The 12,286-nt window shown below is 72.4% G+C and carries 13 protein-coding genes and 1 rRNA gene; 3 read left to right on the forward strand and 11 right to left on the reverse strand.

All coding sequences use genetic code 11. The annotated features are described in order from the left end of the window. Window positions 1–219 precede the first annotated feature (219 nt). On the reverse strand, window positions 220–501 hold the full coding sequence (locus tag ACZ4SV_RS04470; RefSeq protein WP_365873424.1) for a glutaredoxin family protein: 282 nt from the start codon (window positions 499–501) through the stop codon (window positions 220–222). 117 nt (window positions 502–618) lie between these two features. On the opposite strand from ACZ4SV_RS04470, the gene ACZ4SV_RS04475 reads away from it, so the two are divergent. From ACZ4SV_RS04475 to ACZ4SV_RS04485, 3 genes are all read left to right on the forward strand, one after another. Then, window positions 619–1,533: an HAD family hydrolase gene (locus ACZ4SV_RS04475; protein ID WP_468001252.1), complete on the forward strand. Its 915-nt coding sequence runs from the start codon at window positions 619–621 to the stop codon at window positions 1,531–1,533. Between the two features lie 306 nt (window positions 1,534–1,839). Further along, window positions 1,840–2,628 carry an ECF subfamily RNA polymerase sigma factor, BldN family gene (locus tag ACZ4SV_RS04480; RefSeq protein WP_365942099.1) on the forward strand — a complete coding sequence of 263 codons (789 nt, stop codon included), beginning with the start codon at window positions 1,840–1,842 and terminating at the stop codon, window positions 2,626–2,628. A gap of 227 nt (window positions 2,629–2,855) precedes the next feature. Then, the gene (locus tag ACZ4SV_RS04485; RefSeq protein ID WP_468001254.1) at window positions 2,856–4,091 is read left to right on the forward strand and encodes a DUF5667 domain-containing protein; all 1,236 of its coding nucleotides are present in this window, start codon (window positions 2,856–2,858) and stop codon (window positions 4,089–4,091) included. A gap of 89 nt (window positions 4,092–4,180) precedes the next feature. On the opposite strand, the gene ACZ4SV_RS04490 is transcribed toward ACZ4SV_RS04485, so the two are convergent. From ACZ4SV_RS04490 to rrf, 10 genes are all read right to left on the reverse strand, one after another. Continuing rightward, window positions 4,181–5,236: a lysophospholipid acyltransferase family protein gene (locus ACZ4SV_RS04490; RefSeq protein WP_468001256.1), complete on the reverse strand. Its 1,056-nt coding sequence runs from the start codon at window positions 5,234–5,236 to the stop codon at window positions 4,181–4,183. Window positions 5,237–5,250: 14 nt separating this feature from the next. Further along, window positions 5,251–6,312, reverse strand: a complete 1,062-nt coding sequence (locus ACZ4SV_RS04495) for an NAD-dependent epimerase/dehydratase family protein (protein ID WP_397938536.1) — start codon at window positions 6,310–6,312, stop codon at window positions 5,251–5,253. A gap of 204 nt (window positions 6,313–6,516) precedes the next feature. Beyond that, window positions 6,517–6,615 carry a 30S ribosomal protein bS22 gene (locus tag ACZ4SV_RS04500; RefSeq protein ID WP_003948845.1) on the reverse strand — a complete coding sequence of 33 codons (99 nt, stop codon included), beginning with the start codon at window positions 6,613–6,615 and terminating at the stop codon, window positions 6,517–6,519. Between the two features lie 134 nt (window positions 6,616–6,749). After that, the gene (locus ACZ4SV_RS04505; protein ID WP_121791081.1) at window positions 6,750–6,962 is read right to left on the reverse strand and encodes a helix-turn-helix domain-containing protein; all 213 of its coding nucleotides are present in this window, start codon (window positions 6,960–6,962) and stop codon (window positions 6,750–6,752) included. Between the two features lie 128 nt (window positions 6,963–7,090). Next, complete coding sequence (locus tag ACZ4SV_RS04510) at window positions 7,091–7,906, reverse strand: phosphatase (protein ID WP_397949243.1); 816 nt, start codon at window positions 7,904–7,906, stop codon at window positions 7,091–7,093. Between the two features lie 154 nt (window positions 7,907–8,060). After that, window positions 8,061–9,233, reverse strand: a complete 1,173-nt coding sequence (locus ACZ4SV_RS04515) for an acetoin utilization protein AcuC (RefSeq protein ID WP_365882030.1) — start codon at window positions 9,231–9,233, stop codon at window positions 8,061–8,063. Continuing rightward, entirely contained in the window at window positions 9,184–10,416 is a 1,233-nt protein-coding gene (locus ACZ4SV_RS04520) for an MFS transporter (RefSeq protein WP_468001259.1), read from the reverse strand. Before ACZ4SV_RS04520 ends, ACZ4SV_RS04515 begins: the two co-directional genes overlap by 50 nt. Before the next feature lie 86 nt (window positions 10,417–10,502). Further along, on the reverse strand, window positions 10,503–11,228 hold the full coding sequence (locus ACZ4SV_RS04525) for a VC0807 family protein (RefSeq protein WP_468001261.1): 726 nt from the start codon (window positions 11,226–11,228) through the stop codon (window positions 10,503–10,505). A 93-nt stretch (window positions 11,229–11,321) separates the two neighbouring features. After that, window positions 11,322–11,966, reverse strand: a complete 645-nt coding sequence (locus ACZ4SV_RS04530; RefSeq protein ID WP_397938546.1) for an HAD family hydrolase — start codon at window positions 11,964–11,966, stop codon at window positions 11,322–11,324. 59 nt (window positions 11,967–12,025) lie between these two features. Next, a 5S ribosomal RNA gene (gene rrf / locus ACZ4SV_RS04535) occupies window positions 12,026–12,142 on the reverse strand. Window positions 12,143–12,286 lie beyond the last annotated feature (144 nt).

The raw sequence follows: 12,286 nt of genomic DNA on the forward strand, positions 1-12,286 counted from the left end.
CAGCAGGCTATGTCTTTGTGAACGCGTGCACAAAGATGGTGTCCGATTTGCCCGGCAGAAGTGACCGGGGTCACGCCCTTTTCCCGCCCGTGGCGGGAACCGGCGCACACGCAGCGGCGTTCCTTCGTTACTGGGGGCAAAACCGCACACTCTCCTCACGAATCCCGCCCCCGAGACCAAACCGCCGTCGATCCTAAGCGACTTTCCGGCCAGTTTGGACTACTCGGTCAGTGCCCGGCGCAGCCGCTCCTCGTTCACGCGCCAGAAGGTGTGCTGTTCACCGTCGATCAGGACGACCGGGATCTGCTCCCAGTAGCGGTCGTGCAACTCCGGGTCCTCGGTGATGTCCCTCGGCTCCCACGGCACGCCGAGATCGCCGCACACCCTCTCCACCACCGCCTGCGCGTCGTCGCACAGGTGACAGCCGGGCTTGCGGACCAGGGTGACCAGCCGGGCGCGCGGGCCGGCCTTGCGTCGGAAGATCGGACTCATACCGGTCATTCTCGCGCGCCCCGCCGCCGCGCCCGGCCGCCTCCCGCACCGGGCGGTCGCCCGCAGTTCACACCCCGCCCGCCGCTCGGCTCCGGAACCTCCGAACAGACTGGCTATGCTCGCGTCATGGCCGCTCTCGGATGGCTCTCTCTCCGTAGGCGCTCCGCCACGGCGCGGAGCGTGTTGGCAGGCGAGGCTTCGGCGGAGGCCGCCCGCAAGTCCTCGCAGGAGACCGCCCCGCCCGCGGAACCGCAGTTCCCGGTGATCGGCGACGTCCACGCCGCCGCCTTCTTCGACCTGGACAACACGGTGATGCAGGGCGCCGCGCTCTTCCACTTCGGCCGGGGCCTGTACAAGCGCAAGTTCTTCGAGACCCGCGACCTGGCCCGGTTCGCCTGGCAGCAGGCGTGGTTCCGGCTGGCCGGCGTCGAGGACCCCGAGCACATGCAGGACGCCCGCGACTCGGCGCTGTCGATCGTCAAGGGCCACCGGGTCGCCGAGCTGGAGACGATCGGCGAGGAGATCTACGACGAGTACATGGCCGGCCGCATCTGGCCCGGCACCCGCGCCCTGGCCCAGGCCCACCTGGACGCGGGCCAGAAGGTGTGGCTGGTCACCGCGGCCCCGGTGGAGATCGCCCAGGTGATCGCGCGCCGGCTGGGCCTGACCGGCGCGCTCGGCACGGTGGCCGAGTCGGTCGACGGCGTCTACACCGGCCGGCTGGTCGGCGAGCCCCTGCACGGCCCCGCCAAGGCCGAGGCGGTGCGCGCCCTGGCCGCGGCCGAGGGGCTGGACCTCTCGCGCTGCGCGGCCTACAGCGACAGCCACAACGACATCCCGATGCTCTCCCTGGTCGGCCACCCCTACGCCATCAACCCGGACGCCAAGCTGCGCCGGCACGCCCGCGAACAGGACTGGCGCCTGCGGGACTACCGCACGGGCCGCAAGGCGGCGAAGGTCGGCATCCCGGCGGCGGCCGGCGTCGGCGCGGTGGCCGGCGGCACCGCGGCCGCGATCGCGCTGAGCCGCCGGCGCCGGTAGCCGTCAACCGCGCGGGCCGCGCCCTGTGACGGCGCCCGCGGAAGGCGCGTGTACATCACCTTGTTCAAGTTGCCCTGCAGTTCACCCAAACACGCGATTTTCCGGTCACCAATCGATCAGGTTGCGGCACTCAACCAGGCATCAAACGGCCACGGAAACGACGCAATCGACGATTTGAGCAACTCGGTGTAGCAGGGCCTGTACGAAGCGTTATTCTCCTCAGACGCAATCCGGTACCCCTCCGTCGCTACGACGGGTGAAAGGTCCGGCACTGCATGTGATGAAAGCTCTGCCTCTGGGAGTCCCGTGTACCCACACGTCGGGGTTGACGCCTCGGGCCTGGCTACGCTGCGCGCGACGGTCGCGGCGGTCAAAGAGACGCTGCGCGGTTTCGTCCCCGCCGCGCCCGCCGCCCCCGCCTTCGCCTCCTTCGCCGCCGCCGCGCCCGCGGGCCCGTGCTACGCACTGGCCGACGGCGGCGCCGCCGTCGGCAGACGAGGGCGCGCCGGCGGCCCTGCCACCGCCCGCCGCCCGGCCGCCGACAGCGACAGCGCCCGGATGATGGACCTCGTCGAGCGCGCCCAGGCCGGCGAGGCCGAGGCCTTCGGGCGGCTCTACGACCAGTACAGCGACACCGTCTACCGGTACATCTACTACCGCGTCGGCGGCCGGGCCACCGCCGAGGACCTCACCAGCGAGACCTTTCTGCGGGCACTGCGCCGGATCGGCACCTTCACCTGGCAGGGCCGCGACTTCGGGGCCTGGCTGGTCACCATCGCCCGGAACCTGGTCGCCGACCACTTCAAGTCCAGCCGCTTCCGGCTGGAGGTCACCACCGGCGAGATGCTCGACGCCAACGAGGTGGAGCGCTCCCCGGAGGACTCCGTCCTGGAGTCGCTGTCCAACGCCGCCCTGCTCGACGCCGTACGGCGGCTCAACCCGCAGCAGCAGGAGTGCGTGACGCTGCGCTTCCTCCAGGGCCTCTCCGTCGCCGAGACCGCCCGCGTCATGGGCAAGAACGAGGGCGCCATCAAGACCCTCCAGTACCGCGCCGTCCGCACCCTCGCCCGGCTGCTGCCGGACGATGCCCGCTGAGCACGGGGCGTGAAGTCAACTCACGCTCCGTGACGGTGTGTTGACTTTCCGAACCGGCCGTCCGCCGTCCGTAACCCAAGTGCCGCGCCAGTCGTTGTGCGGGATACAGGCTCCCTGTGGTCGCGTCCCGGCCGATCCCTGATCACCCGATCTGTGGCACCGGTCGCGGACGTGCCCCTCAGGACCCCCTGGGGAGTCGACCGTCATGACGAGAGGAGGTGCCGCCAGTGATCGCGAACGTATCGGCGCACCGGCGGGCGAACGCCTTCGCCCAGGCCCTGGAGGAGCAGTCCGACCGGGACACGGCGGCCGAGCAGTCCGACAGTCCGGCAGGCTCACCGCCGACCACCGAGGAACAGACCGAGCGGGGCCGGCTGCTGGCCCTGACGGCGGGTCTCGGCGGACTGCCCCGGCCACAGCTCGACCCCGAGGTCAAGGTCGTCCAGCGGGCCCAGCTGGTGGCCGCGATGGAGGCCATGCTCCAGGAGGGCACGGGGGCGGCGGAAGCGTCGGTGCCCGGGCAGCGCTCCCACCGGGCCAAGGGCGTGCACCGGGCGAGCCCGCTGGGCAAGCTCCGCCCGCGCACCAGGCTGACCAAGGGGCTCGCCGCCGGCGGGCTCACCGTGGGCGTGGCCGCCGGAGCCTTCGGCGGGGTCGCCGCCGCCAGCTCCGACGCCCTGCCCGGCGACTCGCTGTACGGCCTGAAACGCGGCATCGAGGACTTCCGGCTCAACTACCTGACCGACGGCGACGACCAGCGCGGCCAGACCTACCTCGACCAGGCGTCCACCCGGCTGAGCGAGGCCCGGCGACTGCTGGAGCGCGGCCGGGGCGGCCATCTGGACCACGAGTCCATCGGCGAGATCCGCCGCACCCTGTCCGGGATGCGGCACGACGTCACCGAGGGCCACCGGCTGCTCCACGCGGCCTACGAGGCCGATCCGGACTCCCTCGGCCCGATCCAGGCGCTGTCCGCGTTCTCCCGGTCCCACCGCGAGGCGTGGAGCGCGCTCAGCGACAAGCTGCCCGTGCAACTGGGCGATGTGAAACAGCAGGTGTCCTCGGTCTTCGACGCCATAGACGAAGAGGTCGCCCCGCTCCAGTCCCTGCTTCCCCAGCCGCCGGCCCCGCCCGGCCACGGCAGGCACCGCGGCGGCTCCGGACCGGCGGCCACCGGCTCCTCCGACGGGCGCCGGCCGACCTCGCCCGGCGCCACCGGCCAGGGCCCGTCCGCCGGCCAGCACCCCGGCACCGGCACCCCGAGCGGCCCGGCCACCGGCAGCAGCGGCGACGGCCTCCTCGGCGGCACGGGCGACCTGCTCGACCCGCCGAAGACCGGCCCCGACGGCGACGGCTCCCCGCCGGCCGGCAAGTCCCCGGCACCGCAGCCCGACGTCACCATCCCGCCGCTCCTGCCGGACCTGCTGCCCGGCCTCGGCATCGACGGCGAGGCCGCGGACTGACCCGGTACGGCCACGGCACCGGGGCACCCCGCTTCGAGCAGGGGCGCCCCGGTGCCGTACCCGCCGGCCGTCCGTCCGTCCGGGAGACCTCAGAAGAACACCGACCGGCGCTGCACCAGCAGCTTGTACAGCGTGTGCTGGATCTGCTCCCGCACCTGGTCGGTCAGGTTGAACATCAGCATCGGATCCTCCGCCGCGTCCACCGGATAGCCGTCCGTGGCGATCGGCTCGCCGAACTGGATCGTCCACTTCGTCGGCAGCGGAACGGCACCGAGCGGCCCCAGCCACGGGAACGTCGGCGTCAGCGGGAAGTACGGGAAGCCGAGGACCCGGGCCAGCGTCTTGGCGTTGCCGAGCATCGGGTAGATCTCCTCCGCCCCGACGATCGAGCACGGGATGATCGGCGCGCGCTGCCGCAGGGCCGTGGAGACGAAGCCGCCCCGGCCGAACCGCTGCAGCTTGTAGCGCTCGCCGAACGGTTTCCCGATGCCCTTGAAGCCCTCCGGCATCACCCCGACCAGCTCGCCCTGGCCCAGCAGCCGTTCCGCGTCCTCGGCGCAGGCCAGGGTGTGCCCCAGCTTGCGGGCCAGTTCGTTGACCACCGGCAGCACGAAGACCAGGTCGGCCGCCAGCAGCCGCAGGTGCCGGCCGGCCGGATGGTGGTCGTGCACCGCCACCTGCATCATCAGGCCGTCCAGCGGCAGCGTCCCGGAGTGGTTGGCGACGATCAGCGCCCCGCCCTCGGCCGGGATGTTCTCCAGGCCCCGCACCTCCACCCGGAAGTACTTCTCGTACAACGGCCGCAGCAGCGACATCAGGACCTGGTCGGTCAGCTCCTCGTCGTAGCCGAAGTCGTCGACCTCGTACTCCCCGGTGAGCCGGCGCCGCAGGAAGGCCAGCCCGGCCGCCACGCGCCGCTCCAGGCCGCCGTCCCCGGCGCCGTCCCCGGCGCCGGGCTCCGCCGGCCGGGCCGGTTCCGGCGGTTCCTCCTCGTGGCCCGGCAGGGGCTGGACCGCGCCGATCCCGCCCGGCTGCTCCCCGGGCACGCCCCGCCGGCCGGTGCCGCCGCGCCGCCGCGCCTGCCGCTGTGCCGCGCTCCCGCGGGACCGGTCGTCGTCGAACGGAATGACCTTGGCGTCCGCCATCGTTGCCGCTCTCCTCAGTTGGCGCCGTGCTTCTGGAGCCGGCCGCCCGCCTTCGCGGCCAGCGCGGCGAGCCGGTCGACGGTTCCCGCCAGGGTCTGCGGGGGCACCAGTCCCGGGCCCTGGCCGCGCGCGAAGTCCGCGAAGGTCTCGGCCGTCGTGTAGCGGGGCGTGAAGCCCAGCGTCTCGCGCATCTGGGTGGTCTCCACCACCCGCCCGTGGGTGAGCAGCCGGATCTGCTCCGGTGAGAAGTCCGTCATGCCCAGCGTACGGACCAGGGAGCCGGCCCAGGTCACCGCGGGCAGCAGCAGCGGCACGGTGGGCCGGCCCAGCCGCCGGGAGCACTGCGAGAGCAGCAGCACGCCGTCCCCGGCGATGTTGAAGGTGCCGCTGTTGAGGGTGGACCGGCGCGGCTCGTGCGAGGCGATCCGCAGCACCTCGATCACATCGTCCTCGTGCACGAACTGCAGCCGCGGGTCGTAGCCGAACACGGTCGGCAGGACGGGCAGCGCGAAGTACGAGGCGAGCGGGGTGTCGGCGGCCGGGCCGAGGATGTTGGCGAACCGCAGCACGCACACGGCGACGTCCGGCCGGCGCCGTGCGAACCCGCGCACATAGCCCTCGACCTCGACGGCGTCCTTCGCGAAGCCGCCGCTGGGCAGCGACTTGGGCGGCGTCGTCTCGGTGGACACGGCCGGATCGCGGGGCGCGGAGCCGTAGACGTTCGTGCTGGACTTCACCACCAGCCGTCGCACCGCCGGCGACTTCTGGCAGGCGCCGAGCAGCTGCATGGTGCCGATGACGTTGGTCTCCTTGACCGTGGTCCGGCTGCCGCCGCCCAGGGCCGTGCCCGTGACGTCCAGGTGGACGACCGTGTCGGCGCCGGTCTCGGCGAGCACCCGGGCGATGGCCGGCTGGCGGATGTCGGTCTGGACGAAGTCGGCGCCGCCCAGGTGGTGGGCCGGCGGCACCGCGTCCACCGCGATCACCCGGTCGACCTCCGGGTCCCGCTGGATCCGCCGCACGAACCGGCCGCCCAGCTGCCGGGCCACTCCGGTGACGAGCACGATCCTGCCCAAGATCCGCGCCCTCCCTTCCGCGTCAGCGGTGTCCCGCGTTCCCGTGTGCGGCCAACCTAGCCGTTCGGCGTCACGGTGTGCGGACCCCGGGTGTCCCGGCCGCGCGATTTCCCCCATCGGAAACACGCCCGCGCCCCGCCGGACATGCCTGTGGCCCTCCACCAGCACGGGTGAAGGGCCACACGCCTCGCCTCGCGGCGCCGCCTACTTCTTGTTGCGACGCTGAACGCGCGTGCGCTTGAGCAGCTTGCGGTGCTTCTTCTTGGCCATCCGCTTGCGCCGCTTCTTGATAACAGAGCCCACGACTACCCTCGCTCACTTCTCATCACTCGGTTGTTTGGGCGCCATGGGCCCACACGACCTACGAGGGGCTAGCCTACCCAACCGAGCGCCGAGGTCGTAATCGAGGTGCCGTCCCCGGCTGTCCGGGGTCGCCGTCAGGCCGTCTCCACCCCCACATAGCTGTCGCGGAGGTACTCGTGTACCGCTTGCTCCGGGACGCGGAACGACCGTCCCACCCGGATCGCGGGCAGATGACCGCTGTGCACCAGGCGGTACACGGTCATCTTCGACACTCGCATCACCGAGGCGACTTCCGCCACGGTAAGGAACTGAACCTCGTTCAGAGGCCTCTCGCCAGCTGCAGCCATGACACACCTGAACCTTCCGCACTCGACGGCCACCGGCTTCCCCTCCGGTGACTCTTCGTCGCTGCGTGCTCACTCCCCAGACTAGGGGCGGGTGATACGAGTGGGGAAGAGGTGCACCCATCGGCGGATTACCGTGACAGACACGCTCGATTGAGTACGTAGCGGGTCAGCGGACGGTAGTGAGCAGACCGCATCGCATCATCAACCGGAACGACGACGGACACCCGTCCCTCGGCCTCGCCGACGAACGGCGCCGGATCGTCGGTGTCGGCCAGACCGATGGCCTCGAACCCTAGCTGACCTGCGCCGCAGACCCATCCGTGATCTCCGACGACCAGCTCCGGCAGCGGCCCGCCGGCCTCCGCCGCGGCCTCCAGCGCCACCCGAACCGGGAGGGGTGAGTGGGTGTGGGCGCCCGGCTCACCACCGGGGCGCCCGCCCGCCGGTTCCCGCACCAGGGCAACCCCTCGTACGTAGTCGAGGCGATGGGTGCGTAGGCCGAACCGGGTCAATATGTCGACACGGCGGCCCTGCGCCGGGGTGAGGACCTCACATCCCGCCGCCGACAAGGCGTCCGCGAGAGCGGCGTAGAAACCGAGCAGCCGCCGCGGGTGCCCGGTGCCCAGCAGTACGGGAGCGCCGCGCCGGGCCGCCTCCCCGAGCCGTCCGGCGAACGCGTCCAGCGCGGCGAGCGTCCGCTCCGGGTCGATCACGTCCGGCCCGCTCGTGCACCGCGGGTCGGCCGACACTCCGCACCGCCGCGCCATCAGCGCGAGCACGTCCCCGAAGGCCCAGGCGCCTTCCGGGTCGAGACCGATCAGCGCCCGCGGGTCCCGGGCCGCGAACAGCCGGTAACTGCGCAGACTCGTCTCCCGCGAGGTCCCCACGACCCCGGCCAGCCCGGCGGCGAGCAGATGGGCGCGGAGCGGGGCGGCGGTCGGCACGGATGCGATGGTGGCCCATCCCGGCCGCGGCCGGGGCGGAAACGCGGGAACTGCGCACGGTCGGCCCAACCGAACACCCGCCGCCGCGCCAGGGCCCGTCCGGCCCTTCCCGGCCGCCGCGTCCCGGGCGACGGCGCGAAGGGTCGGACAGGTCCTAGGCCAGCAGGCCGCGCAGCGGGAACACCGCCCGGCGGGTGGCCAGTACGGCCTGGTCCAGGCGGTCGGCGGGGTCGTAGCCCTCGTCCCACGACGCCCAGCCCACCGGCCACCGCCCGTCCGTCATCCGCTGCGGCCCCAACTGCCGGGTGCGCGCGAACACGTCCCGCCGCCAGCCCTCCGGGATCACCGTCTCCGGCGCCACCGGCCGGCCCGCCGCGATCCCCACCAGATGCGTCCACGACCGCGGTACGACGTCGACCACCGCGTATCCGCCGCCGCCCAGCGCCACCCACCTGCCGTCCGCGTACGTGTGCGCCAGGTCGTGGCACGCGAGCTGCACCGCCCGCTGGGCGTCCAGCGAGACCGCCAGATGCGCGAGCGGGTCCTCGAAGTGCGTGTCGGCCCCGTGCTGGGAGACCAGGACCTGCGGCCGGAACTCCGCGAGCAGTTCCGGCACCACGGCGTGGAACGCCCGCAGCCACCCGGCGTCCCCGGTCCCGGCCGGCAGCGCCACGTTCACCGCCGCGCCCTCCCCCGCACCCGCGCCCGTCTCCTGCGGCCACCCGGTCTGCGGGAACAGCGTGCGGGGATGCTCGTGCAGCGAGATGGTCAGCACCCGCGGGTCCTCCCAGAACGCGGCCTGCACGCCGTCCCCGTGGTGCACGTCGACGTCCACGTAGGCGACCCGCTCGGCCCCCAGCTCCAGCAGCCGCGCCACCGCCAGCGCCGCGTCGTTGTAGACGCAGAACCCCGAGGCCCCGCCCGGCATCGCGTGGTGCAGGCCGCCCGCGAAGTTCACCGCGTGCCCGGCGTCGCCCCGCCACACCGCCTCCGCCGCGCCCACCGACTGGCCCGCGATCAGCGCGGACACCTCGTGCATCCCGGCGAACGCCGGATCGTCGGCCGTGCCGAGCCCGTACGACCCGTCGGCCGCCGCCGGGTCGGCCGACACCGCCTTCACGGCCTCGATGTAGTCCTCGCGGTGGACCAGCCGCAGCGTCGACTCGCCGGCCGGTTTGGCCGCGACGACCTCCACCTCCCGGTCGAGTCCGAGGGCGCCGACCAGCCGGCGGGTCAGGTCCAGCCGGACCGGGTCCATCGGATGACCCGGACCGAAGTCATAGCCCGTTACTGCCTCGTCCCACATCAGCTGTGCGCGGCCGCTCATGCCCGCCACCGTATCGGTCCGGTTGAGCGGCGAACGACCTGGCGTACCCGAGTGTCACCAGGACCAGCACCATCGGCACCAGCATCGCTCCCCGGTAGCTCCAGGCGTCACCGAGCGCGCCCACCAGCGGCGAACCGATCAGGAAACCCACGTAGTTGAAGATGTTCAGCCGCGCGATCGCCGCGTCCGAGGCACCGGGACCGTGCTGCTCGAAGGCGTGCCGGCCGGCCGCCGCGAAGGTCTGCGGCACCAGCACGCACAGCCCGAGCCCCAGCAGGGTGAACCCGAGCATCCCGACCCACGCGCCGGGCGCCAGCGCCACCACCGCGAACCCGCCGGCCGCGACCAGCGCCCCCAGCCGCACCACCGCCGCCGCCCCCAACCGCCGGACCCCGAGGTCCCCGACCGTCCGCCCGGCCAGCGTGGTCACCATGTACACGTTGTACGGCACCGTCGCGAGCTGCTCCGAGCCGCCCAGCACGTCCTTCAGGTACTTCGCGCTCCAGTTGGAGACCGTCGAGTCCCCGATGTACGCGAAGGTCATCACCAGGCACAGCGGCAGCAGCAGCCCGAGGCCCGCGTTCCCACCCCGCCCGGACCGCCCCGCCGCCGGCGTCGCCGCCTCCCCGTCGGCGTACCACCGGCTCCCCGCCAGCGCCGCCGGCAGCAGGACGGCCACCGCCGGCAGGTACGACACCCACAGCGCGAGCTGCCAGTGCGCCCCGGCCCAGGCCAGCGAGGCCCCGACGATCCCGCCCAGGCTGTAGGCGGCGTGGAAGCCGAGCATGATGCTGCGCCCGTACGCCCGCTGGAGGCTGACGCCGAGCATGTTCATCGACGCGTCCAGCATCCCGACCGCCAGCCCGAAGACGCCCAGCGCCACCGCCAGGGCGGCCACCCCGGGCCCGCCCGCCCCGGCACCGAGCAGCGCCAGCAGCACCACCGGCTGGGACCAGCGCAGCAGCCGGCTGGGCCGTACCCGCCGCACCAGCCTCTCGGTGACCACGCTGCCCGCCCCGGCGAGCACCGGGACGGCGGCCAGGAAGACCGGGAGCAGCGCGTCGGAGATGCCGTACCGGTCCTGGACGGCCGGGATGCGCGTCACCAGCAGGGCGAAGGCGACGCCCTGGGCGAAGAAGGAGAACGCCAGCGAGGCCCTGCCGCGCCGCAGCTCATCAGTCATGGCGGCGAGAGTAGGGCCCCGGGCTACCTGTGGGTAGATCCAGCCAAAGGTGAATTCTGCTCAGTTCCGGTGCGGCCGGCCGGTGTTCAGGCGGCGACGGCCAGCGCGGGCCGCTCCCCGCGGGCGGCCCGCGCGACCGCCTCGGCCTCGGCCTTGAGCATCCGCTCCATCGGCTCGACGGCGAGACCGCCGCCGACCACGAACCCGGTCACCATCGCACCGACCAGCATGACCGAGCCCAGCCACACCATGGTGTCCACGGGCAGGGTGTACGCGCCGACGACCCGGGCGACGCACTCGGCCAGCAGGACCAGCCCCCACACCACGGAGAACAGCCGCTCCTTGGCCCGGAACGCCGCCGACCCGGCCGCCGCCCCGGTCACCAGCCGCTGCCAGGCGGCCTCCTTGTCCGCGTCGCCCTTGACGAGGAACGGCTTCATGCCCGCGGTCATCATGGGCCGGCCCAGACGGACGGAGACCAGGATGCCGAGGGCCACCGTGCTGCTGACCGCGCCGTCCTTGGCGAGCATCAGCCGCGGGTCGCCCGAGACGAAGCTCAGCGTCAGCGAGACGACGTTCACGACGAGGATCAGCGCCGCCAGCGCGTTGGTCCTGCGCTCCCTGACCAGGCCCCACAGCGTCCGCGCCGCGGGCACCACGCTGCTCCAGCCGAGGGCGGCGACGGTGCCCATCCCGAAGGCGCTCTTGAAGAGGTAGTACGACCCGAGCGGCAGCGCCACGTCGATCAGCAGCGGCTTGAAGTTGTCCAGCGGGCCCGGCGTCCGGCCCTGGTTCCCCGTGTGCGTCGTCATGCCCCCTAGCTTCGCCGCCGGCCGGGTCCGGCCACCAGAAACGATCGTCCGGACGTCGGCATGACAAATGTCAGGCGGGACGGCCGGCCGGGGTCAGGCCAGCAGGCCGGGCAACTCGCCCAGGTCCGAGAAGAGATGGCCGGCGGCGGCGAGCCGGTCCGGCGGGGTCATGGCGGTGAACCCGTACACGTCCATCCCGGCCGCCACGGCCGCCTGTACGCCCAGCGGGGAGTCCTCCACGACCACGCACCGCTCGGGGGCCACGCCCATCCGCCCGGCCGCGTACAGGAACAGATCCGGGGCCGGCTTGCCCCGGCCGACGTCCTCCGCGCTGAAGATGCGCTCGTCGGTGAACCACCGGTCGAGCCCGGTCGTCCGGTGCCCCACCCGGATCCGCTCGTGGCTCCCGGACGAGGCCACGCAGTACGGCACTCCGTCCGCGGCCAGCTTCTCCAGTACGCCGGAGGCACCGGGCACGGGCCGCAGCTCCCGCTCGAACGCGGCGAACACCCGGGTGTGGAAGACCTCGTCGAAGTCCGCCGGCAGCCGCCGGCCCGTCCGCTCCAGCACCAGGTCGTGGACCCGGTGCATCGCCGACCCCATGTAGTCGCGGAGGGAGTCCTCGTACGACGTCGGGTGTCCCAGCTCGGTCAGATACGCGGCCAGGAGCCGGTTCGATATCGGCTCGCTGTCCACGAGGACGCCGTCGTTGTCGAAGATGACCAGGTCATAACGCATGGGCACACCCTAAACGCAGAAAACCCCCGCACCGAAGTGCGGGGGTTTCCTCAAGAATTGTTCGGCGGTGTCCTACTCTCCCACAGGGTCCCCCCTGCAGTACCATCGGCGCTGTGAGGCTTAGCTTCCGGGTTCGGAATGTAACCGGGCGTTTCCCTCACGCTATGACCACCGAAACACTATGAAACAATCAACAGCCCATGGCTGTTCGTGGTTTCAGAACCAACACAGTGAACGCGAGCATCAATGGACAAGCCCTCGGCCTATTAGTACCAGTCAACTCCACCCGTTACCAGGCTTCCATATCTGGCCTATCAACC

The sequence above is a fragment of the Streptomyces sp. NPDC027672 genome (genome assembly GCF_055566335.1).